The following is a 22,002-nucleotide window of genomic DNA, read 5'->3' on the forward strand; positions in this document are numbered from 1 at the left end:
TCGCCATGGCCGACTTCGCCCGTTCCAGCGACCCTGCGGTGCAGGCCCAGCTTGATCGCCTCGCCGCGCTGTCGCCGGGGCGCGACATACTGGGCCTCGAACGCATCGCCGAGCTTTGCGCGCGGTTGGGCAATCCGCAGGACCGGTTGCCGCCGGTGCTTCATGTTGCCGGGACGAACGGCAAAGGGTCGACCTGCGCTTTCTTGCGCGCCGCGATCGAAGCTGCGGGACTGACGACGCATGTCTATTCGAGCCCGCATCTGGTCCGGTTCAACGAGCGCATCCGGCTCGCGGGCGGACTGATCGACGACCGCCTTCTCGCGGCATTGCTCGGCGAAGTCCTCGACGTCGCCGAGGGGCTGCAGGCGAGTTTTTTCGAGGTCACGACCGCCGCCGCCTTCCTGGCCTTTGCGCGCACGCCCGCCGACGCCTGCATTGTCGAAGTCGGGCTCGGCGGGCGGCTCGACGCGACAAATATCATCGCCCATCCGGTCGTCTGCGGCATCGCCTCGCTCGGCATCGATCATGAGGCCTTCCTGCTGGCGCCCGAGGATAATGTGCCCGCGGCCCCGATCGACCGGATCGGCTTCGAAAAGGCAGGGATCGCCAAAGCGGGCGCGCCACTGGTGATACAGGCTTATCCGCCCTCGGTACGCGCCGAAATCGCGCGACAGGCGGCGAAGGCGGGAACCAATGAGATTGCCCGCGACGACGCTTGGGATGCCGGTGTCGAGGGCGGCGCGCTCCACTATCGCGACGCAACGGGCACGCTGACCTTGCCCCTTCCCGCGATGGCCGGCGCGCATCAGGCGGACAATGCCGCGCTTGCCGTGGCGATGCTCCGGCATCAGTCGACGCTAGACATTCCCGAGCACGCATTCGCCGATGCGATGGCCCGCGCGCACTGGCCGGCGCGAATGCAACGCCTCGGCGCCGGGCCGCTCACTTCCATGCTGCAGCCCGGTGCTGCCTTATGGCTCGACGGCGGCCACAATCCCGACGCCGGCGCCGCACTGGCGAAGGCGCTTGCAGACAGGCCGCCGCTTCACATCGTTTGCGGTTTGCTCGCGAACAAGGATGCAACAGGCTTCCTGCGTCCCTTCGCGGACAAGATCGCATCGTTCCGGGCGGTGCCGATTCCGGGGCATGAACATCATGACCCCGCGGAGCTTTGCCGCCGGGTGCAAGCCGAGTTGGGCATCACCGATGCCCGGCCCTGCGACAATGTCGAAGCGGCGCTCGCTCTCGTTCGGGGAGAGCATATGGCGGGCGACGTGCTGATCTGCGGCTCGCTCTATCTCGCGGGTCTGGTTCTGGATCTGAACGGCGAAGCGCCGGTTTAGGACAGTTCGGCGAGCGTCTGCTTCGCCCACGCGTACATTTCGGCGTTCGCCTTGAGCGTTACCGGCGGCGTGCGTTTCGCCCGCATTTCGACTTCCTGAAGCAGCGCCTTGGCCCCGCGCCGGTCGCCGCTGACGATCATCAGCGCAGCCATCCGGCATCGCACTTCGTCACCCGGAACGCGCCCGACGATGTCGCGATAGATCGCAATGGCATCCTTGGCCCGATCATCGGCTTCGGCAATCTTGGCGCGCAGCAGCGCGCGTCGATCGAGTTCGGTCTGCGAGATGGTTTCGGGAAGCGCATCGATCGCGGCCTCCGCCTCGACCAAATAACCGGCTTCATAGGCTGCTTCGGCGATCCGCATGCCGATAGCACGATCCGTGTGCGGCGACAGTCGCTCGGCGGCGCGATATTGATCGAGCGCATCCGCATGGCGCCCGCGCCCCGTCAAGGCATCGCCCAGTTCGAGACGATGGCCGACGGTATCGCTGAACTCCACCGCGTCGCTGGCCGCCCGGACACGCCGTTCCGGGTCCATCCGGTCGGCGATCTTCGACTGTGCTTCGCGCACCCGACGGTCACGCGGCAGGCCCGGCAACACTTCGACGATGAAATAGGCGAGAATGCCGACCATCGGGAGGAAGGCGATCGCCATGATCCATGCCGTGTTGCGACCCGTGCGGAACACATGGACGATGCACAGCACCTGCAGCAGGAGGGAGATGATCAGGAAATGCATGGGAACTAGCCGGTCGGTGCCGTTTCGCTACTTTCAACCTTGCCCGCGGACCCTACCGACAGATCGACCAGACCGGTTCGCATCATCCACCAGAACAGCAGGATGCCCGGGACCGCCGCCACGGTGGTAAGAAGATAGAACTGCGTATAGCCGAAAGTTTCGATCAGCCCCCCTGCCGTCGTCCCGGTAACGAAACGCCCGACGATACTCGCCGCCGAAGAGATCAGCGCATAATGCGCTGCCGTGAAGCGCAGGTCGCAGAGTGCCGAGAAATAGGCGACGACGACGACACCGCCGATTCCGCTCGCAAAATTCTCGAACCCGATTGCACCAGCCATACCTAGATTGCTCTTCCCGGTTGCAGCCAGCAGAGCGAAACTGAAATTCGACACCGCCATCAGGATCAGGCTGACGAGTACAGAGCGCTTCATCCCCATCCGGGCATAGATGATGCCACCGACGAATATGCCGATCAGATAGGCCCAGAAGCCGATCCCGACATCATAGATGGCAATCTCGTCATTCGTATAACCGAGATCGTCGAACAGCAGGCGAAAGGTCAGATTGGCCAGCGTGTCGCCGATCTTGTGCACGAGAATGAACAGCAGCACGAGAAACGCACCCTGACGCCGAAAAAACTCGGTGAAAGGGCCGATGATCGACTGAAGAATCGCGCTGCCACCCTTACGCTGTGCCGGATCTCGATGCCGCTCGGGCTCGCCCAGCCACAGAGCCGCAACGACCGCCGGCAAGGCAAAGAGCGCACAGGAAAAATAGGCAGCCTCCCACCCGTGCCGTGCAGCGAGGTAAAGGGCCAGCGCTCCCGCCCCCGCCGATCCGATGCGCCAACCATATTGGCTCATCCCGGACCCGATGCCGAGCTGCTCCGGTTTCAGCGTCTCGATTCGATACGCATCGATAACGATGTCGAAGGTCGCGCCAGCAAACCCGACCAATATTGCAGCAATCGCAGTCTGGTATATATCGGCCTTTGGATCCTGCAGCGCGAGATTGGCAACCGCCGCCATCACCAGCACGGCAGCAAGGATCATCCACGATACTCGCTGCCCCATGCGGCCAAGGACGGGCAAGCGGACACCGTCGACGACCCATGACCAGAGCGGTTTCAGATTGTAGACGAGAAAGGCGAGCGTAAAGGCCGTCACCGTTTTCTTGTCGATACCGTCCTGCGCGAGCCGGGTGGTCAGGGTCGCGCCAATCATCGCATAAGGAAAACCCGATGAAACACCGAGCAGGAAAGCCGCAATCGGGGCCCTTTCCAGATAGGGCCGGATGCTGTCCCACCAGCCTCGTGGCGCCGGCGTTACGCTGTCAGCTTGCAAATTCCGCACTCCCCCTTCCGCATCCGCTACCGAATGCGTGACCTGATGATCATGGCCTAAAGGGTCACGGACAAATTGGAAGCGGCTAATTGGGCGAGCGCGGCGAAACGCCGCAGCGTCACGCCGCCTCGGGGCGCCAGAAGGTCGTGAGGCCGGTGACCTTGCGCGGCGCCTGATTCTTGCAGGTCATCATCTCGACCGCTTTCAGCGCCGAGACAAGCGCCGCGGCGCTATGCGGCTTGCCGAGGCACGCCACGGCGATATCCTGTGCATCGGCAGGACACTGGCCGGTCACCAGCAGCACGGCGATGCCACGGTCGCGCGCGATACGCGCCACCTCGCGGCCCGTCATGTCGCCGGCAAGGCCAAGGTCGAGCACAAGCGCATCGACCTGTTCGGTGGCGATCACGGCGACGGCGGCCTCGCCCGAATCGACGGTCGCAACAACGTCGTAACCGCTGTGCTTCAGCGTGTGCTCGTTATCGAACGCCGTCAGCGGGTCATCCTCGATGACCAGCAGGCGCTTGATGCACGACGGGCGGGACGCGAAGAGCATAAAAATTCCCTTTAATGGCGCCATGACTCGCTCTTGCCCTTCCTGCAATATCGCTTGTGCTTGCCATCGACGAAGCGACACTTTTCAGGCTATGAGCGTGATCACAAAGCCACACTGTTGTGTCCAAAAACGACAAGAAAGCCGCATCCGTTCCCATGACGACCCGCCGTCCACCCCGCAGTGCGCCCCGTTCGGCGCCGACCGATGCTCCGCGCGGGCGCCGCGCCGCGCGCGGTGTCGCCGCCGCACCGCGCAAGCCGCAACCCGAAACTGATCGCGAGGACGGGCCGCAACGGATCGCGAAGCTGCTGGCTCGTGCCGGCGCCGGCTCGCGCCGCGATATCGAACGGATGATCGAGGAAGGGCGTATCGAACTGAATGGTGAAGTCGTCGTGCAGCCGGCACCGCTGCTTTCCTCGATCGAGGGGCTGACCGTCGACGGCAATCCGGTCGCCAAACCCGTATCGACCCGCCTCTATCGCTTTTACAAGCCCGTCGGCTGCCTGACTGCTGCGCGCGACCCGAAGGGCCGCAAGACGATCTATGACGTCCTGCCCAAGGGTTTGCCGCGGCTGATGCCGGTGGGCCGTCTCGACTATAATACCGAGGGTCTGCTGCTGCTGACCAACGATGGCGAGTTCAAGCGCCAGCTCGAACTGCCCGCGAGCGGCGTCGAACGCACCTATCGTGCCCGCGCCTTTGGCGACGTCAGCCAGACGCAGCTGGAGGATCTGGTCGAAGGCGTCGAGATCGACGGCGTTCGTTATGGCAAGATCGACGCCAATCTCGAGCGCCGGACGGGGCGCAACCAGTGGATCGAAATGACGCTGACCGAGGGCAAGAACCGTGAGGTTCGCCGCGTTCTCGAGCATCTGGGGCTGCAGGTCAGTCGCCTGATCCGCACGCGTTACGGCCAGTTCACCGTCGAGGATCTGGGCGTCGGAACGGTCGAAGTCGTCGCGCGCGACGAACTGTTCCAGTTCCGCCGGCGACTCGGCTGATGCGCGTCATCGCTGGCGAATGGCGCGGCCGCAAGCTGCTCGCGCCGAAGAACGACGCCACCCGCCCGACCGCAGATCGCACGCGCGAGACGCTGTTTTCGATGCTCGCGAGCCGGGTCGGCAGTTTCGAGGGGCTCCATGTCGCCGACCTGTTCGCCGGCTCTGGCGCGCTGGGGATCGAGGCTTTGTCGCGCGGCGCCGAGCATTGCCTGTTCGGCGAGCAGGACCGCGACGCGCTCGATGCGCTGAAGAAGAATCTTGCCACGCTCGAGGCGAACGCTCGGGCCGACGTGCGCGCGGGATCGGTCCTCGCGCTCGGTCCAGCAAAGCGCAGCTACGACCTGCTGTTGTTCGACGCGCCTTATACGACCGGCGCCGGCAGCGTCGCGCTCGACAAGCTGAACCGGCTCGGCTGGATCGGCGCCGACAGCCTCGCCTCGATCGAAACGTCGGAGAAGGAAGTCGTTGACGTGGCGGGGTTCGAGATCGATGCCGAGCGCAAGGTCGGCAAGGCGAAGCTGACCCTGCTCAGGCCTCTGTGACCCGTCGCCGGACCATCATCAGGCCCAGCCAGCTGATTACGCCAGCCAGCGCAAGATAGAGCCCGACCGCAGGCGTCCCCCGCCACTCGCTGAGCGCCTGCGCGATAATCGGCGCCATCGCGCCGCCCAGTATCCCGCCGGCATTGAACGCAACCGACGCACCGGTGTAGCGGACATGGACGGGGAACAGCGCCGTGAGCCAGCTCCCCAGCGGGCCATAGACAAGCCCCATCACGAACAGCGCCGCCGCAAGACCCAGGAATATGATCAGCCAGCTCCCCGATGCGAGCGCCGGTCCGAAGACGAAGCCGATAAGGATCGTCGCCCCGCATCCCCACGTCAGCACGCGCTGCGCGCTCGTCGCGTCGCTGACATAGCCGGCGAAGACGATCCCGGCGGCCATGAACAGGATTGCGCCGAGCTGGACCAGAAGGAATTGCTCCTTCGGATAGCCGAGCGTCGTCGTCCCGTGTGCGAGCGCGAAGCTGGTCGCGAGATAGAAAATTGCGAAGCAGGCGACGACGGCGAAAATGCCGGCGAGCGTGGCGACCAGATGCGCGCGCAGCAACTCGCCGACGGGAACCGCGACGGGAGCCTCTTGCTTCAGCGCTTCGGCGAAGTCGGGCGTCTCGCCGATCTTGAGCCTGATCCACAGCCCCAGCCCCACGAGAACGGCCGAAAACAGGAAAGGAATGCGCCAGCCCCAGCTGGTGAAATCGGCATCGGACAGGGTCAGGCCGAGGATCAGGAACAGCCCGTTCGCGGCGATGAAGCCGACCGGTGCGCCGAGTTGCGGGAACATGCCGAAACGCGATTTCCATCCGGGCGGTGCATTCTCGACCGCGAGCAATGCCGCCCCGCCCCATTCGCCGCCAAGCCCGAAGCCCTGCCCGAACCGCAATATGCAAAGGAGCAGCGGCGCGACCCAGCCGGCCATCGCATAGGTCGGCAGAAAGGCGATCAGCAGCGTCGATCCGCCCATCAGCATCAGCGAGGCCACGAGCGTCGACTTGCGGCCGATCCGGTCGCCATAATGGCCGAACACGACCGCGCCGACCGGCCTTGCAAAGAAGGCGAGGCCAAAGGTCATGAAGCTGTACATCAGCTGCGCCGAGGCCGATTCTGCCGGAAAGAACAGCGGTCCGAAGACCAGCGCCGCCGCGGTCCCGTAGATATAGAAATCGTAGAATTCGACCGCCGTGCCGACGAGGCTGGCGGCGAGGATGCGCCGGTGCTTGCGATATGGTGCCAGATCCACGGGCAATACCCCTCCCCATTCGTTCCGGCGCGCTTTGACCGCCTTTTGGGGCCGTGCGCAAGGCGTATCGACATTGGCGCAGCATCGCTTCCCGCGCTAGACGGGGCCCATGGAAGATTTTCACCTCGGGCGGTTCGGCGTTGTCGGCACCGGACGCGTGGCGCAGGCACTGGCGCTGGCTCTTGCCGGTCGGTCAGCCGAACCGCCATGCATCTGGGGCCGCGCGCCCGAACGAGCGCGCGCCGTATCGGCACGGACCGGCGGCGAGGTCGCGGCATCGCTGGAAGAGCTGGCCGCTGCTTGCGACGTCATTGTCCTCGCCGTGTCCGACGATGCGATCGCTTCGGTCGTCGAAGACCTCACGCGCCTATGGCCTGCAGGCTCCAATCGCTTCGTCTTTCATGTCGGCGGTAAAAGCGGTGCCGCAATTCTCGACCCACTCCGGGCCTGCGGCGCGCTCACGGCCGCGATCCATCCCGCCATGACCTTTACGGGCGATCCCGAGAGGGAGATCGTGCGGATGGCGGAGGCGCGTTTCGCCGTTACCGGCGCGTCGAGCGACGCCCTCACGCCCGCCCGGGAGGTCGTTGCGCGCCTTGGCGGAATCGCGGTCGAGGTCGGCGAGGAGCAGCGGACGCTCTATCATGCGGCGCTTTGCCACGCCTCCAACCATCTAGTCACGCTGCTGGCCGGCGCGTTGGGCGCCCTGGCCCGAGCCGGGGTCGACGATGCCGCCGCGCTGGTCGCGCCGCTTGTACGCGTGGCGCTCGAAAATAGCCTCGACCGCGGTTTCGCTGCGCTGTCCGGCCCCGTGCTGCGCGGCGATGTCCAGACGGTCGAAGACCATGTCGCGGCGCTTCGCGTCGAATGTCCCGAACTGCTCGCCGCCTATCGGGCGATGGCGCTGGCCACGGCCGAGGAACTGGATCGCAGAGGTGCCGCAAGGAACGGCGGCGCTCTGCGCGACGCGCTGAAATGAACCGCAGCATACTGGACAGCTTCGTCGCTGTTCCCTAATCGTTCGCGCGTGAACGATACCTCCGCCTCGATGCCCGACCTTAGCCGTCCCCACCCTTCGGACCCGCCCTATCTGCAAGGGCTCAACGGCCCGCAACGACAGGCGGTGCTGACGACCGAGGGGCCGGTGCTGATGCTCGCGGGCGCCGGAACGGGCAAGACCGCCGCATTGACTGCTCGCCTTGCGCACATCATCGCGACGCGCCGTGCCTGGCCTTCCGAAATCCTGGCGGTCACCTTCACCAACAAGGCAGCGCGCGAAATGCGCGAGCGGATCGGACGGATGATCGGCGATGCGGTCGAGGGGATGCCCTGGCTCGGAACCTTCCACAGCATCTGCGCCAAGATGCTGCGCCGCCATGCCGAACTGGTGGGCTTGCAGAACAATTTTGCGATCCTCGATACCGATGACCAGCTACGCGTGCTGAAGCAGATCATTCAGTCCGAGGGGCTCGACGAGAAGCGCTGGCCGGCGCGCCAGCTCGCCGGGCTCATCGACAAGTGGAAGAACCGTGGCCTGACCCCTGCCGATCTCGATGCGGCAGACAAGGAAGCTTATGCCGACGGTAAGGGCCAGCATTTCTATGCGCTTTATCAGGCCCGGTTGAAGACGCTCAACGCCTGCGACTTCGGCGACCTGCTGCTCCATATGCTGGTGATCCTGAAGACGCACCGCGATGTGCTGGAGCAATATCAGCAGCGCTTCAAATATGTGCTCGTCGACGAATATCAGGACACCAACGCCAGCCAGTATCTCTGGCTTCGCCTGCTCGCACAGGCACGCAAGAATATCTGCTGCGTTGGTGATGACGACCAATCGATCTATTCGTGGCGCGGCGCCGAGGTTGCCAACATCCTGCGCTTCGAAAAGGATTTTCCCGGCGCAACGGTGATCCGGCTCGAGCAGAATTATCGCTCGACCCCGCAGATCCTCGCTGCCGCCTCGGCGCTGATCGCTCAAAACAGCGACCGTCTCGGCAAGACGCTGTGGACCGATCTCGACGCAGGCGACAAGGTGCGCGTTGTCGGCGTCTGGGACGGCCCCGAGGAAGCGCGGCGGATCGGCGAGGAACTCGAGACGCTCCAGCATCGCAAGGTCAGCCTCGACCGCACCGCGATCCTCGTCCGCGCGCAATTCCAGACGCGCGAGTTCGAAGACCGCTTCATCGCGATCGGTATGCCGTACCGTATCGTCGGCGGCTTTCGCTTCTACGAGCGCGCCGAAATTCGCGACGCCCTCGCCTACCTTCGCCTCGTCCAGTCGAACGCCGACGATCTCGCATTCGAACGGATCGTCAACGTTCCCAAGCGCGGGCTTGGCGACAAGGCGCTCTCGCGCATCCATCAGTTCGCGCGGATCGAGCGCGCACCGCTCTTCCACGCGGCGTCGCGGATCACCGAAACCGACGAGCTGACGCCGCAGGCGCGCCGCCAGCTCGCGAACTTCATCGCGCAGATGCGGAATTGGCAAAGCAAGGCGAACGAGCTGTCGCATCCCGAGCTGACCCAGCTGATCCTCGACGAATCGGGTTATACCGCGATGCTGCAGGCCGACCGCAGCGCCGAAGCCGCAGGGCGTCTGGAGAATCTTTCCGAACTTGTCCGTGCGATGGAGGAATATGAGTCGCTCGAGGCCTTCCTCGAGCATGTCAGCCTCGTCATGGACCGCGATAATGACGACCAGACCGAGACCGTCACGATCATGACGATCCACGCCGCCAAGGGGCTGGAGTTCGACCATGTCTTTCTGGCGGGCTGGGAGGACGGCGTCTTTCCGTCACAGCGCTCGATGGACGAAGGTGGCACCGCAAGCCTCGAAGAGGAACGCCGCCTCGCCTATGTTGCGATCACGCGGGCGCGGCAGCGCGCGAGCATCTATCATGCCGCGAACCGGCGCATCTATGGCCAGTGGATGAGCAGCATCCCGAGCCGCTTCATCGCCGAAATCCCGCCCGAACATGTCGACAGCGAGAACAGCTTCGGCGGTGGCCAAAGTCTGTGGCGCGCAAACTGGTCGGCGCAGGGCGATCCCTTTGCCCATGTCGCCGAGCGCCAGCCGGCGCGCACGATGACCCGCGGCCCGGCCTGGCAACGCGCCCTTGCCTCTTCGTCGACCGTCACGCGGGCGCCTGCGCCCAGCGAAAAGGGGCCTGCCGCATCGGTCGGCGCCAAACCCCGATCCGATCTCGCGATCGGGATGCGTGTCTTTCACGAGAAGTTCGGATATGGCGAGATCATCGACGTCGACGGCAACAAGCTCGAAGTCGAATTCGATCAGGCCGGCAGCAAAAGGGTTTTGGACGGCTTCGTCAAATCCGCCTGATTTTTATTGTCAACTATATCGGTTATGATATGCCATCTCCTGCGGCCAACGAGTCGCGCTTTGGGAGAATCTTCATGCGAAATAAGCTCTTAGCGGGCGCGATGGCGCTCGCCTTGGTCGGCTGCGGTGAAAAAGCAGCTGAGGATGCAAGCGTTTCGACTTCCAGCCCCGCGGTATCAGAAGAGGCCGCCAGCGACGCTGCGGCTCCGGATGTCGCGCTCAATGCCGCGCCGGGCGTCGCCTTCGATTATTCCTATACCTTCCGCCTTGCCGATGACCGGATATCCAAAGTACAGGAAGAGCATGCAGCGGCGTGCGAAACGCTGGGCGTCCAGCGCTGCCGCATCGTCGACGTCCGCTATCAGCTCAACGATGAAAAGCTCGTCGAAGCGCAGACTCAGTTCAAGCTCGACCCCGGCATTGCCCGCAAATTCGGTGCGGGCGCGATCGCCAGCGTCGAAAAGGCAGAAGGCGTGCTCGCCGACGCGAGCGTCAATGGCGAGGATGTCGGCACCGAAATTCTTGCATCGCAGCAGCGCAGCGCGGGTTCGGAGGCTGAAATCGCAAGGCTGGAGCAGCGGCTGAAGCAAGGCGGACTGGACAAGCGCGAACGCGCCGAATTGCAGTCGCAGATCGGCGCGCTCCGCGGACAGCTTGGCGAAGAACGGCAGAACCGTCGTGCCGGCGAGGCGCGGATCGCATGGACGAGCGTGGCGTTCAACTATGCCAGCGACGGCGGCCTGCCCGGCATCGGCAACGAGAATCCGTTCAGCAACGCGTGGACTACCCTGCTGGGTAGCGGCGGCACGCTGTTGTCCGTCCTGCTCGTCGCCGGTGCAGCGATCCTGCCATGGGCACTGCTCGTAGGCCTGATCATCTTCCTGTGGCGCCGCTTCCGCGGGCGGCCGACCGAACCGCCGGCACCTGCGGCATAAGCGTTTCGGGCCGGGGGCAGGCACGGTCTGTCCCCGGTCGATACGCTTTGCCGATTTGAGGAGGGGTCGCTGGTGGAGCCGAGGGGAATCGAACCCCTGACCTCTGCAGTGCGATTGCAGCGCTCTCCCATCTGAGCTACGGCCCCGCGACGGGCGGCTCTTAACGCTACAGATTGACAGTGGCAACGGCTTTTCTGACCTTCGTCATTCGGTCCATTTGAATTCGGTCGCCGGCAAAATGGGGGTGTGGGGACTATGGCCAAGGCATGGCATCTGACCAGCCGTCCGCAAGGACTGCCGTCGATCGACAATTTCGCGCTGCGTGATCTTCCCGACGAGCCGCTCGAGGCCGACCAGCTTCGCATCCGCAATGTCTGGCTGTCCGTCGATCCCTATATGCGCGGACGGATGAACGACGCGAAAAGCTATGCGGCCGGATTTCAGATCGACCATCCGATGACGGGCGGCGCAATCGGCGAAGTTCTGGAAAGCCGGATGGAAGGCTTTGCGCCCGGCGATCTCATCCTGCACATGGGCGGCTGGCGCGACGGTGGGATCATCGGCCTCGACATGATGCCGAACAAATTGCCGGTGGGCCTGCTCGAAGCCGGCCTGCCCCCGCAGACTTTCCTCCATAATATGGGGCTCACCGGCGGTACGGCGTGGATTGGCCTGCTCCGTGTCGCAGCCGCGAAGCCCGGCGATACGATATTCGTGTCCGCAGCGGCGGGTGCTGTCGGTTCGGCGGTCGTCCAGATTGCCAAGGCCCGCGAAATGACAGTTATCGGTTCGGCGGGCGGCGCCGAGAAATGCGCCTGGGTCAGCGACCTCGGTGCCGACGCGGTGATCGACTACAAAGCGGGAGCCGTGCTGCCGCAGCTTGCGGGGGCGCTCGAAACGCTCGGAAAACCCGGCATCGATGTCTATTTCGACAATGTCGGCGGCGAACATCTCGACGCGGCCTTTGCAACCGCCAATGATTTCGCGCGCTTCGCGATCTGCGGCATGATCGACGTCTATAACGACGGCAAGGTGCAGGAGATGCAGTATCTCGTCCGTTCGATCCCCGCGCGCATCCGCATGGAAGGGTTCATCTACACCGACCAGTTCATCGACTGTGCCGATGAATTTTATGCCGACATGGGCGGATTGATCGCAAGCGGCGCAGTGACGATACGCGAGACGGTGCGCGACGGGCTGGAAGCCGCGCCGGATGCCTTCCTCGGCCTCTTCTCGGGCGAGAATATCGGGAAAATGCTCGTCCGACTCTGACGCCGGACGAAGCCGTCAGCTTCCGAAACCGACCGAGAGGAATCCCGGCATCGGGCCGTTCCAGCCGTCGTCGGGACCGTCGTCGTCGTGCCGCTGCGTCGGCGCAGGCTTGCGCCCTGCATCCTTTTTGGGCGCGTCCGAACGCTTTGCTTCCGTGCGCCGCGGTTCGCGGTCTGCCTTGGGCGCCTCGGCCTTTGGCGCGTCGGCCTTGACCCGTGCGCCGCGATCCGAGCGTCCGCCGCGACGCGGTTCGCGCCGTTCGTCGGTGCTGCGATCGGGCTGGTTCTCACGCTCGGCGGGACCGGCGTCATGAACAGGAATCTGGTAACCGGTCAGCTTCTGGATATTGTCCAGCGCTTCGTCATCCGACGGCGTGACAAGCGTGAAGGCCCTGCCCTTCGCCCCCGCGCGGCCCGTGCGGCCGATACGGTGGACATAATCGTCGGGATGCCAGGGCGCATCGAAGTTGAAGACATGGCTCACGCCCTTGACGTCGAGCCCGCGCGCCGCGACGTCCGATGCAACGAGGACGTTGATCGTCCCCGCCTTGAAGCGGTCGAGTTCGGCGATGCGGCTCGACTGGTCCATGTCGCCATGGATCTCGCCCGCCTGGTAGCCATAGCGCTGAAGCGATTTCGCCAGCTCGCGCACGGTCGTCTTGCGATTGCAAAAGATGATCGCGGTGCTGATGTCCTCGGCTTCGAGCAGGCCGCGCAGCGTGTCGCGCTTGCCGCGCTCTGACGTCTTGACCACGAACTGCTCGATATTCTCGTTCCGGCTCGCCGGACGCGCGACTTCGATCGTCTTCGGATTCGACAGGAATTTGTCGGCCAGCTTCTTGATCGGCGGCGGCATCGTCGCGGAGAAGAGCAGGGTCTGCCGATTCGCAGGCAGCTTGGTGCAGATATTCTCGATGTCGGGGATGAAGCCCATGTCGAGCATGCGGTCGGCTTCGTCGATCACGAGCAGGTTGCAACCGGTGAGCAGGATCTTGCCGCGTTCGAACAGGTCCATCAGGCGGCCCGGCGTCGCGATCAGCACGTCGACACCCTTTTCGAGCGCCTTCACCTGATCGCCCATCTGCACGCCGCCAATCAGCAACGCCATCGAAAGCTTGTGATACTTGCCGTATTTCTCAAAATTTTCCGCGACTTGCGCGGCAAGTTCGCGCGTCGGCTCGAGGATCAGCGACCGCGGCATTCGCGCCCGAGCGCGGCCATGCGCGAGAATGTCGATCATCGGCAGCACGAAAGACGCGGTCTTGCCCGTGCCCGTCTGGGCGATGCCGATCATGTCGCGCATCATCAGCACGGACGGAATTGCACCCGCCTGAATCGGGGTCGCTTCGCTGTAGCCCGATTCATCGATCGCGCGCAAAAGTTCGTCGGAAAGGCCGAGGTCGGCAAATTTCATAAGGTCAAACTGTCCGGAAAATGTTTCAGCACGGCGTCCCACGCCAACCGTTGCTGCTGGCGCCATTGGGGAAACGTCCGGAAAAGTCAAGAAAAGGCGTCGGTCGCTCCAAGAATCAATCGTCGTCGCGCGCAACCGGAACCATCAGGCGAAATTTCTCGATTTGGCACTTGGCCCCTGTCCGCGCGTGAATCTCGTCGCGATCCTCGCATAGCTGCCCGTCCTTGGTGCCTTGCATGTAAAAACCCGCGTAAAAATCGAGCGCCCGGCATCCGCGATTGAGCTGCGCACGAAAGCGCTGCTTCTGCTTCGTGATCAGATCGATACTGTCACGCTGCGTCGCCTGCATACCCATGATGTTCCGCATCGCGACACATTTGGGTGCCTTCTTCTCTTTCCATTCGACGGGAGCCTGCCGCACCCGCATTTCGGGGGCCGGCGCTGCGGAGAAGTTGTTGAGCGACGAGCGCTGCGCCGGTACGCGAATGATCAACTGCTGCTCGATCACCACCTGCCAGAAACCGGCAGTCGCCTCGCCCGGCGCGGGAATCGATACGGCGACCAGCGGTTCGGGTGGCGTTGAAGGCATTGGTGCATCGGCAGCCGGCGCCCACAGCATCGCCAACAGGGCGGCAGCGGTCAGCACGATCGTGCGGCCGTCCTTCCGGCGCCCTGACAGACGTTGATCTTCACCCGCAGCTCCCGCTTCGATGCTGGACGAAAAGTCGCATATCGTCCATCGCCCCCTTTAACGCCTATGATTGAACATCAAATGAATTGATGTCGAGAGCTCTGCGGCCACTCGACGTCAATTTACGGAGGCCATTTGGCATGACGCGTCCCCCAACGCCTGCGCTGCTAGCCCGGCTGGCAGACCTTCTGGGTCCGAAAGGCTTCAGCATCGATCCCGATGTTCTGGCGCCGTGGCTGACCGACTGGCGCGGCAAATATCATGGCAAGGCGGCAGCCATGCTGTCACCGGCAACGACCGAAGAAGCCGCTGCCGTTGTTGCGCTGTGCGCGGCCGAAGGCGTTGCTCTTGTCCCGCAAGGCGGGAACAGCGGCATGGTCGGCGGCGCCACGCCCGACGCCTCGGGCGACCAGCTTCTGCTCAGTCTGCGGCGGATGAACTGGATCCGCCGTATCGATGCCCCAGCGCAGATCATGATCGCCGAAGCCGGCGTGATTCTGGAACACCTCCACCATGCCGCGCTCGACCAAGGGCTTCGCTTCCCGCTCACCCTCGGCGGCAAAGGCTCTGCGACCGTGGGCGGGTTGGTGTCGACCAACGCCGGCGGAACGCAGGTTTTGCGCCACGGCACGATGCGCGCGCTCGTCGCGGGGGTCGAGGCGGTGTTGCCCGACGGGAGCATCTTCGACGGCCTCGCGCCGCTCAAGAAGGACAATCGGGGCTATGACCTCAGGCATCTGCTTTGCGGAGCCGAAGGAACGCTGGCGATCGTCACCGCAGCAAGCCTGCATCTGGTCCCCGCCGCGGCGGCGCGACAGACGGCGTGGATCGGCCTGCAATCACCCGACGACGCTTTGGTCCTGCTCCGCCGCCTCGACGCGGCGCTCGGCAATGTTCTCGAAGGTTTCGAGATTATTCCGCATCGCAGCCTTGAAGCCGTGCTGCGCCACATTCCACAGACGCGCCAGCCGCTGGGCGCGGCGAGCCCCTGGTATGCGCTCGTCGAGCTCGCCGGAAACGATAGCGAGGCGCTCGGGCGCGGTCTGGAAGGCGAATTGACGAAGGCGATCGAGACTGGGCTCGCCGAAGACGCCGCGATCGCCAAGAGTGATCGGGAGAGCGACGATTTCTGGCGGCTGCGCGATTCGATTTCGGAGGCCGAGCGAGCCGAAGGGCCGGCGCTACAGCATGACGTGAGCGTTCCGGTCGACCTGATGCCGCGGTTCATCGCCGACAATCCCGCGCGCCTCGCAACCGCCTTCCCCGGCATCCGTACGGTGTCATTCGGCCATCTGGGTGACGGCAATATTCATCACCACGTCCAGCCGCCCCAAGGCGTCGATGCCGCCTCATGGCTTGCCGAACACGGCCTGGAAGCGAGCCGGATCGTTTACACCCATGTCGTCGAGCTGGGAGGCTCGATCTCGGCCGAGCATGGCATCGGGCAGATGAAGCGCGATATGCTGGCGGCGCTCGACAGCCCCGCGCGGCTCGCCGCCCTGCGAGCCATCAAGGCGGGCCTCGACCCTGCGGGTCTGTTCAATCCCGGCAAACTGATTGGCTGATCCCGGCGGCGGTCCATGCCATCGCCCCTTGCGCCGCGCGGCGCCTGCCAATAAGGCGCGCCATTACCCATTTTGTCCCGGAGCCTCCGGGGCACCCGATCCGGAGTTCGACCATGGCCACCGCGCCCGACAATAGCTTCCCGATTTTCTATAACGATCTCATCCCGCTTTCGAGTGTCGATCATGCGGATTACCGCGCGCGTCCGCTCGACAATGCCGAATTCCTGGTGCACCAGCATGCCGTTCCGCTGACGTCGGACGAGTTCGTGTCGGCATGCCGCTTTTACCCGATCGTCTTTTCGGCCGGTGAAAACCCGGTCCCGCTGGCGCTGATGGGCCTCAATGAAGGCGTGAACACGTTCGTGGACGCCGAGGGTAAGCTGCTCAATCCGGTCTATGTTCCGGCCTATATCCGTCGCTATCCGTTCCTTCTCGCCCGCCTCAATCCCGACAGCGAAGACCTGTCGCTCTGCTTCGACCCGACCTCGCCGGCGATCGGCAAGTTCGACGAAGGCGACGCGCTGTTCGAAAACGGTCAGCCGACCGAGCCTGTCAACGCGATCCTCGAATTCTGCAAGAATTTCGAGGAAGCCGGCCAGCGTACCGGTTTTCTGATGGAAGAGCTGAAGAAAGCCGACCTGCTGATGGATGGCGAAGTCGCGATCCAGCCCGATGGCAGCGACAAGCCCTATATCTATCGCGGCTTCCAGATGGTCGACGAAAACAAGCTGCGCGAACTGCGCGGCGACGTCCTGCGCAAGATGATGCAGAACGGCAGCCTCGGCCTCGTCTTTGCACACCTCTTCTCGCTGCAGTTGATGCGCGAAGTCTTTGCCGAGCAGGTCAAGGCTGGCAAGGTGCCGGAACTTATGCAGGTTCCGACCGTCTGAGGAGACTGATATGGCCACCATCGCCGATGCCGGAACGACCACCGATCCGCGCTACACGAAGGTGGCCATATGGCTGCACTGGCTGATCGGCCTGGCGGTGATCGTGAATATCGGTCTCGCGATGCTGACGGAAGATATGCCCCGCGAGGCCCATCGCACCGCGATGGACATCCACAAAGGGCTGGGCATGGCGATTCTCGCACTCACCCTACTCCGCATCCTGTGGCGTCTGGTTCACCGGGCACCGCCGCTTCCGCCCGAGACGCCCGGCTGGGAAAAATGGGCGAGCCGGATCGTGCATTTTCTCTTCTATGCGTTGCTCATCCTGTTGCCGCTGTCGGGCTGGGTATGGATGTCGGCCGCCGATCGGCCGATCGACTTCTTCGGTTTGTTCACCATCCCGTCGATTGTCGCACCCGACAAATTGCTGTCAGACACCATGCACGAGCGGCATGAGGTTCTGGGGCTGACGATGCTGACGCTGGTTGCCATCCACCTGCTGGTAGTGGCCAAGCATCAGTTCATTGATCGAAATAGACAGCTTTCGCGAATGAACCCGTTTTGACGCGGAAAACCCGTTTTGACGCGGAAGCTTCCGCAGTCAAAAATCGATCGCGATGCCTTTGAGTTCCCAGTCGCCGTATCGCACGGGGTTCCGCCCGCCCGGCTGGTCTTCGGCCTTGTCCTCGCAGATCGGCGCGGGCGACGGCACGGGGCTGTTCGTCCAGTTCGCCGGCGCTTTCACATGGGCCGGTCGCGCGGTTGCTCGCGGGGTGCCGCCCATATCGCTTTTTCCTTCTTTCGCGGTCATGATCCCCGCAACATAGGATATCCCTTGCCCCACGCCAACCACCGACATGGCTGATCGCCGTCCCCGCCGCGGTCGCGGCCCCGCCGAAGCCGATCCGCCGGGCACGGCGTTGCGCCGCGCCGCGCTGCGGCTGCTCGATGCCGTGCTTCGTCGCGGCGACCCTCTCGATATCGCGGCGCACGCTGCAACGCAGGGGCTCGCCCCCTCCGACCGCGCCTTCGCGATCGCGATCGTGTCCGAAACACTGCGCTGGATGGTCGATATCGACGGTCTGATCGATAGTGCAACCGAACAGATCCTGCCCGAAGATGTGAAATCGCGCGCAGTATTACGGCTCGCGCTGGCGCAATTGCTGGTTCTCAAGACGGCCCCGCACGCCGTCGTTTCAACCGCTCTGCCGTTGGTCGCCGGTGGGCCGCGACGGCTGGTGCACGCCCTGCTGTCGCGCGCGCAACAAGAGGAATGGAAGCTGCCCGACAGCGCCAACCTTCCCGAAGGCGTCGCCGAGCGATGGGCCGCGCAGTGGGGCGACGATATCGTCGCGTTGGCCGCGGCATCGTGGAGCGCACCGCCACCGATTGATCTGAGTTTCGCATCCGAGCCCGCCGACGGCGAGTGGGCCGATGCGATATCGCTCGCGCCGCTGCATCGCCGTCTTCCGCGCGGTCAGGCGGTCGAGACGATGCCCGGCTATCAAGCGGGCGGATGGTGGGTTCAGGATCTCGCCGCCAGCCTGCCGGCGCGCCTGTTCGGCGAAGGCAAGGGCAAAACCCTTCTCGATCTGTGCGCCGCCCCTGGCGGCAAGACCATGCAGCTCGCAGCCGCAGGCTGGAATGTCGTCGCGGTCGACTCGAGCACCAAGCGGCTCGCGAGGCTTTCGGACAATCTGGCACGTACCGGGCTTTCGGCGGAGGTCGTCCAGGGCGATATTCGCAAATGGGCGCCCGATGCACCGGTCGACGCCATCCTGCTCGACGCGCCTTGCACCGCGACCGGCATCTTCCGGCGCCATCCCGACGTGCTGCACCGTATCGAGCCGCGGCAGATCGACGAGATGGCGGCGCTCCAGGCAGAATTGCTCGACCGGTCTGCGGCATGGCTCAAGCCGGGCGGGATACTGGTCTATGCCACCTGCTCGCTGGAGCGCGCCGAAGGCGAGGATCAGATTGCCGCCTTCCTCGACCGCCACGATGGCTGGACGGTCGATCCGGTAAAGGCGGACGAACCGCCACCAGCTATCGTGCCCGATGGTGAGGGCTTTGTCCGTACCCTGCCGGGCCTGCTTGCCGATGCAGGAGGCCTTGATGGCTTCTTCGTCGCGCGACTGCGCGCGCCGTCAGGCTGACCGGCGCGAGAGGCGGTAGAGCGCCAGCTCGCCATAATCCTTGGCGAGCCGGACCTTGCCGACATAGTCGCAATCGAAATCGCGCGCATTTTCCAGCGCCAGCATCGCAGCGAGCGGCTGGGTGCAATAGACCTGCCCAACCAGCGTAACAGGTTCGATCCGCGCAGTGCGGGTCACTTCGGTCCCGTACCATAGCTCGTTCCCCACCACGGGGTCTGTACCGCGATAGATAGGCCCGAAATGGATGCCGGTCCGCATCCCGGCGCGTTGCCCGTCCAGCCGGAGCTCTGCCGGCAGCACGTCGAGCTTTTCCTGCATCGCGAGCGCGATCCGGGCGGCGGTTGCCGGATTATCGACCACCGCATAGACCGCGTCGCCCCAGGTATTGCGGAAGAGTACCGAGGCGCCGAATTCATCGAGAATGCGGCCGATCCCGCCCATTACCTCGTTCGCGAAGATCGGCAGTTCGGCTTCCCCAAGTTTCGAGAAACCGGCGAAATCGGCAAAGAGGATGGCATAAAGCCCGCGCCGTGTTCCCTCGGGCGGCTTCGGCGCGGGCGGAAAATCGAGGTTGCGGTCGAGATCGCCGACGGCGATCGTTACTGTCTCGCCTCCCTGCCCCTGCCATAGCGCGATATCGGCGTTCGTTCCGGCAATTTCGGCGCCCGAACGCGCAGCTACCGCCGGATCGACCACCGCGAGTTGGACCGCCACCGTCTCAAGCTCACGGGCGCGAAGCTTGGCTAATCCCATCGCGGTGTGCGAACCGAGGATGAACTGGCAGTCGTCACTGACATAGCCCGCGGTGCTGGCAAAATGGACCATCGCCGCTTCGTCGCGGCAACGGCGATAGCGTGGCACCCAATCCTCGCCGCCCGATTGCACCGACTGCGCGACGAAGTCATCCTCAGCGAATGGCAGCACGATCGTAAGGTCGATGCCCCGTTCCAGGGCCGCTTCGGCGAACAATATGTCGGCGCCGCACGCGAGCGGTCCGATGAGCGCCGACAATGGTTGCGCATCGAGCGCTGCGTTGATCGCCTTCACTGCGTTTGCTTCGCCCTCGCCACCCGCGCGGAACATTCGTCCGCAATAGACGCCGACCGGCGAGGGGCGCAGCAAGGCGGTGATTGCCGCGGCATGATCGGCCGCAACGGCTCCGCTCGCCGCAAGCCGCGCAATCTGACGACATGTCGACGCGCGATCCCCGGCACGACTGCCCGCCTGTCCATTCGCGGCGCGGGCATGGAGCAAGGCTTCATCGCACCGGCCCAGCAGCAGCAGCGCCTCGACTAAGGTCGCCTGATCCCAATAATTGTCGGCCGCTGCATTGCTTGCAATCGGCCCGGCAAAGGCCGCAGCGCGCTCGCGCTCGCCGAGCATGGCGTAGAGGCTCGCGGCGTTGATCGCCGGAAAATCGGCGCCCGACGCCTGAAAGGCGTGGTCATAGGCAGCGGCGGCCCTGCGGAGGAACGTCGCACGCTCGGCGCCATCATGATCGAAAGCCTCGTCTTTCCAGATCCGCCCTGCGAGAGCGAGACTGTCGACGTCGCCCTCCGCTGCCAGGTCGAGCTGCTCGTAAAGATGCATTGCGCCAAGGCTGTCGCCCGATGCCGCAAGCGCCCGCACCATCAGATAGCGCAGCCGCGGGCTCTCGATCCCGTCGCGCCGCGCCGCGGCGGCGCAGTCAAAGGCGCTGAGCGCGTCCCCCTCGCCCAGCCGCTGGGCGACTTCGGCCTCGATAGCGGCGGCGGATGCCGTCATTGTGTGCCGGTTTCGACCGACTTCAACAGCGCGACATTCGCTTTTTCGGTCGCCGACAGATCGACCGTGTCGCTGGTCGGCCGATACCAGGAGAACTGCCCGAAATGCGCTTGCAGGCCCGGGTCCTTGAAGCGGAAGCCCTTGCGCGCGAAAATCTCGTTGCGGGCGATACGGGCCTGATCCGCACTGAGACCTGCGACATCGGCCGCGCTCAGTGCGCGCGTCGACGAATCGGCAATGATGGCGCCATCGGCGGTCGATGCCGTCGAGGGCTTTGCCGCAGCGCCCGCACCGCCTTCGACGATCCGGATATACTTGCGGAACATGAAGCCCGTCGTGCCGTCGGCCTTGCGCACCCGCCACCACTGGCCGGACTGCTTGTAGGTGAGGAATTTCTCGCCCTCGAGCACCTTGCCGACAATCGCCGTGCTGCTGCCCTGCCCGGCGCGAATGTTGGTGAAGCCATCCGGATCATCGATCACCGCTGCAAGCGTGAAGGCTTCCGCAGGGGTTGCGGCCGCGGTTGTGGCGGCTGGCGTATCGGCGGCGGGCGTCGCGGCAGCCTCCGTCGCGGGCGTATTCGTCGCGGGTGCCGAAGACGGCTGGAGGATTTTCCAAGCCAGGAGTGCGAGCGCGACCACCGCGAGACCCAGCAATGCCCACGGAAGGAAGGACGATTTTTGAGCCGCAGGCTGGACCTGCGGTTCGACGGGCGCCGGCTTCGGGGTCGCCGCCGGTGGCGGCGGAGCAGCGGATTGAACGGCTTCGCGGCCGCACAGTTCTTCGAGGCTCATCAGAACCTTGCTCCAACCGCGGTGCCCGGGTTCTCCCTGCCAGTCGCTGAGATCGGCAAACTGGATCTGGTTGAAAGGCAGCGGCGGCATCACGTCGTCGATCGCGGTCTGCACCAGCTTTTTCTGGTTCCGCGCAACATCGGCTTCGGCGCGCACCCATTCGGATTGCGCCGACTGGTGCGACCAGACGACGATCGCGGCCTTCGCATTGCCGATCTTTTCGGTGATCACATCGCCATAGGAGCGGTGCGGCGGCAGCTCGGCGTCCCACCACACCTCATATCCCGCAGCGGTCACGGCCGCCGCGATATCGGCCACCCGCGCCTTGTTATCGCGCGAATAGGAAATGAAAACATCAACCATGGCTAGCCCCTTCGCTGAAGAGGCTAGCCGTGGGTC

Annotated in this window: 20 protein-coding genes and 1 tRNA gene; 11 read left to right on the forward strand and 10 right to left on the reverse strand. The window is 64.4% G+C overall.

Annotated features, from left to right (window positions below; translation table 11 throughout):
- Positions 1–5: 5 nt before the first annotated feature.
- The gene (locus ACQY80_RS16720; protein ID WP_428681859.1) at positions 6–1,343 is read left to right on the forward strand and encodes a bifunctional folylpolyglutamate synthase/dihydrofolate synthase; all 1,338 of its coding nucleotides are present in this window, start codon (positions 6–8) and stop codon (positions 1,341–1,343) included.
- On the opposite strand, the gene ACQY80_RS16725 is transcribed toward ACQY80_RS16720, so the two are convergent.
- From ACQY80_RS16725 to ACQY80_RS16735, 3 genes are all read right to left on the reverse strand, one after another.
- Positions 1,340–2,083: a PLDc N-terminal domain-containing protein gene (locus ACQY80_RS16725; RefSeq protein WP_428681861.1), complete on the reverse strand. Its 744-nt coding sequence runs from the start codon at positions 2,081–2,083 to the stop codon at positions 1,340–1,342. The two genes, ACQY80_RS16720 and ACQY80_RS16725, sit on opposite strands and share 4 nt — an antisense overlap.
- Before the next feature lie 5 nt (positions 2,084–2,088).
- The gene (locus ACQY80_RS16730; protein WP_428681863.1) at positions 2,089–3,426 is read right to left on the reverse strand and encodes an AmpG family muropeptide MFS transporter; all 1,338 of its coding nucleotides are present in this window, start codon (positions 3,424–3,426) and stop codon (positions 2,089–2,091) included.
- Positions 3,427–3,544: 118 nt separating this feature from the next.
- On the reverse strand, positions 3,545–3,982 hold the full coding sequence (locus ACQY80_RS16735) for a response regulator (RefSeq protein WP_428681865.1): 438 nt from the start codon (positions 3,980–3,982) through the stop codon (positions 3,545–3,547).
- Between the two features lie 155 nt (positions 3,983–4,137).
- Between ACQY80_RS16735 and ACQY80_RS16740 the strand changes: the two genes are divergently transcribed.
- Together ACQY80_RS16740 and rsmD are read left to right on the forward strand one after the other, a co-directional pair.
- Positions 4,138–4,983 (forward strand): pseudouridine synthase, encoded by an 846-nt coding sequence (locus tag ACQY80_RS16740; RefSeq protein WP_428681867.1) that lies wholly within the window; start codon positions 4,138–4,140, stop codon positions 4,981–4,983.
- On the forward strand, positions 4,983–5,525 hold the full coding sequence (rsmD, locus tag ACQY80_RS16745; RefSeq protein ID WP_428681869.1) for a 16S rRNA (guanine(966)-N(2))-methyltransferase RsmD: 543 nt from the start codon (positions 4,983–4,985) through the stop codon (positions 5,523–5,525). Before ACQY80_RS16740 ends, rsmD begins: the two co-directional genes overlap by 1 nt.
- Here the strand turns inward: rsmD and ACQY80_RS16750 are convergent.
- Positions 5,512–6,777 carry an MFS transporter gene (locus tag ACQY80_RS16750; RefSeq protein ID WP_428685909.1) on the reverse strand — a complete coding sequence of 422 codons (1,266 nt, stop codon included), beginning with the start codon at positions 6,775–6,777 and terminating at the stop codon, positions 5,512–5,514. The two genes, rsmD and ACQY80_RS16750, sit on opposite strands and share 14 nt — an antisense overlap.
- 115 nt (positions 6,778–6,892) lie before the next feature.
- On the opposite strand from ACQY80_RS16750, the gene ACQY80_RS16755 reads away from it, so the two are divergent.
- The 3 genes from ACQY80_RS16755 to ACQY80_RS16765 all read left to right on the forward strand — a co-directional run bounded on the left by ACQY80_RS16755 (position 6,893) and on the right by ACQY80_RS16765 (position 11,058).
- Complete coding sequence (locus ACQY80_RS16755; protein WP_428681871.1) at positions 6,893–7,762, forward strand: Rossmann-like and DUF2520 domain-containing protein; 870 nt, start codon at positions 6,893–6,895, stop codon at positions 7,760–7,762.
- Positions 7,763–7,831: 69 nt separating this feature from the next.
- The gene (locus ACQY80_RS16760; RefSeq protein WP_428685911.1) at positions 7,832–10,123 is read left to right on the forward strand and encodes an ATP-dependent helicase; all 2,292 of its coding nucleotides are present in this window, start codon (positions 7,832–7,834) and stop codon (positions 10,121–10,123) included.
- 74 nt (positions 10,124–10,197) lie between these two features.
- Complete coding sequence (locus tag ACQY80_RS16765; RefSeq protein WP_428681873.1) at positions 10,198–11,058, forward strand: DUF4349 domain-containing protein; 861 nt, start codon at positions 10,198–10,200, stop codon at positions 11,056–11,058.
- A 70-nt stretch (positions 11,059–11,128) separates the two neighbouring features.
- Here ACQY80_RS16765 and ACQY80_RS16770 read toward each other — a convergent pair.
- Positions 11,129–11,204, reverse strand: a tRNA-Ala gene (locus ACQY80_RS16770).
- A gap of 109 nt (positions 11,205–11,313) precedes the next feature.
- Between ACQY80_RS16770 and ACQY80_RS16775 the strand changes: the two genes are divergently transcribed.
- Positions 11,314–12,330: an NADP-dependent oxidoreductase gene (locus tag ACQY80_RS16775; protein WP_428681875.1), complete on the forward strand. Its 1,017-nt coding sequence runs from the start codon at positions 11,314–11,316 to the stop codon at positions 12,328–12,330.
- A 15-nt stretch (positions 12,331–12,345) separates the two neighbouring features.
- Here ACQY80_RS16775 and ACQY80_RS16780 read toward each other — a convergent pair whose 3' ends face one another.
- Together ACQY80_RS16780 and ACQY80_RS16785 are read right to left on the reverse strand one after the other, a co-directional pair.
- Positions 12,346–13,743 (reverse strand): DEAD/DEAH box helicase, encoded by a 1,398-nt coding sequence (locus tag ACQY80_RS16780; RefSeq protein ID WP_428681877.1) that lies wholly within the window; start codon positions 13,741–13,743, stop codon positions 12,346–12,348.
- Positions 13,744–13,858: 115 nt separating this feature from the next.
- The gene (locus ACQY80_RS16785) at positions 13,859–14,389 is read right to left on the reverse strand and encodes a hypothetical protein (RefSeq protein WP_428681879.1); all 531 of its coding nucleotides are present in this window, start codon (positions 14,387–14,389) and stop codon (positions 13,859–13,861) included.
- 185 nt (positions 14,390–14,574) lie between these two features.
- Between ACQY80_RS16785 and ACQY80_RS16790 the strand changes: the two genes are divergently transcribed.
- From ACQY80_RS16790 to ACQY80_RS16800, 3 genes are all read left to right on the forward strand, one after another.
- Entirely contained in the window at positions 14,575–15,999 is a 1,425-nt protein-coding gene (locus tag ACQY80_RS16790) for an FAD-binding oxidoreductase (RefSeq protein WP_428681881.1), read from the forward strand.
- A gap of 113 nt (positions 16,000–16,112) precedes the next feature.
- Complete coding sequence (locus ACQY80_RS16795; RefSeq protein WP_428681883.1) at positions 16,113–16,889, forward strand: SapC family protein; 777 nt, start codon at positions 16,113–16,115, stop codon at positions 16,887–16,889.
- A gap of 10 nt (positions 16,890–16,899) precedes the next feature.
- Entirely contained in the window at positions 16,900–17,454 is a 555-nt protein-coding gene (locus tag ACQY80_RS16800; protein WP_428681885.1) for a cytochrome b, read from the forward strand.
- A 36-nt stretch (positions 17,455–17,490) separates the two neighbouring features.
- Here the strand turns inward: ACQY80_RS16800 and ACQY80_RS16805 are convergent, their stop codons facing one another.
- The gene (locus ACQY80_RS16805) at positions 17,491–17,748 is read right to left on the reverse strand and encodes a DUF1674 domain-containing protein (protein WP_428681887.1); all 258 of its coding nucleotides are present in this window, start codon (positions 17,746–17,748) and stop codon (positions 17,491–17,493) included.
- Here ACQY80_RS16805 and ACQY80_RS16810 point away from each other — a divergent pair.
- Positions 17,747–19,045: an RsmB/NOP family class I SAM-dependent RNA methyltransferase gene (locus tag ACQY80_RS16810; protein WP_428681889.1), complete on the forward strand. Its 1,299-nt coding sequence runs from the start codon at positions 17,747–17,749 to the stop codon at positions 19,043–19,045. The two genes, ACQY80_RS16805 and ACQY80_RS16810, sit on opposite strands and share 2 nt — an antisense overlap.
- Here the strand turns inward: ACQY80_RS16810 and ACQY80_RS16815 are convergent.
- Together ACQY80_RS16815 and ACQY80_RS16820 are read right to left on the reverse strand one after the other, a co-directional pair.
- Positions 19,037–20,809, reverse strand: a complete 1,773-nt coding sequence (locus tag ACQY80_RS16815) for a tetratricopeptide repeat-containing protein (RefSeq protein ID WP_428681891.1) — start codon at positions 20,807–20,809, stop codon at positions 19,037–19,039. The two genes, ACQY80_RS16810 and ACQY80_RS16815, sit on opposite strands and share 9 nt — an antisense overlap.
- Positions 20,806–21,966: a YARHG domain-containing protein gene (locus ACQY80_RS16820; protein WP_428681893.1), complete on the reverse strand. Its 1,161-nt coding sequence runs from the start codon at positions 21,964–21,966 to the stop codon at positions 20,806–20,808. Before ACQY80_RS16820 ends, ACQY80_RS16815 begins: the two co-directional genes overlap by 4 nt.
- Positions 21,967–22,002: the final 36 nt, after the last annotated feature.

Origin of the sequence: Sphingopyxis sp., from assembly GCF_965279755.1 — a bacterium.
Taxonomy (GTDB): domain Bacteria; phylum Pseudomonadota; class Alphaproteobacteria; order Sphingomonadales; family Sphingomonadaceae; genus Sphingopyxis.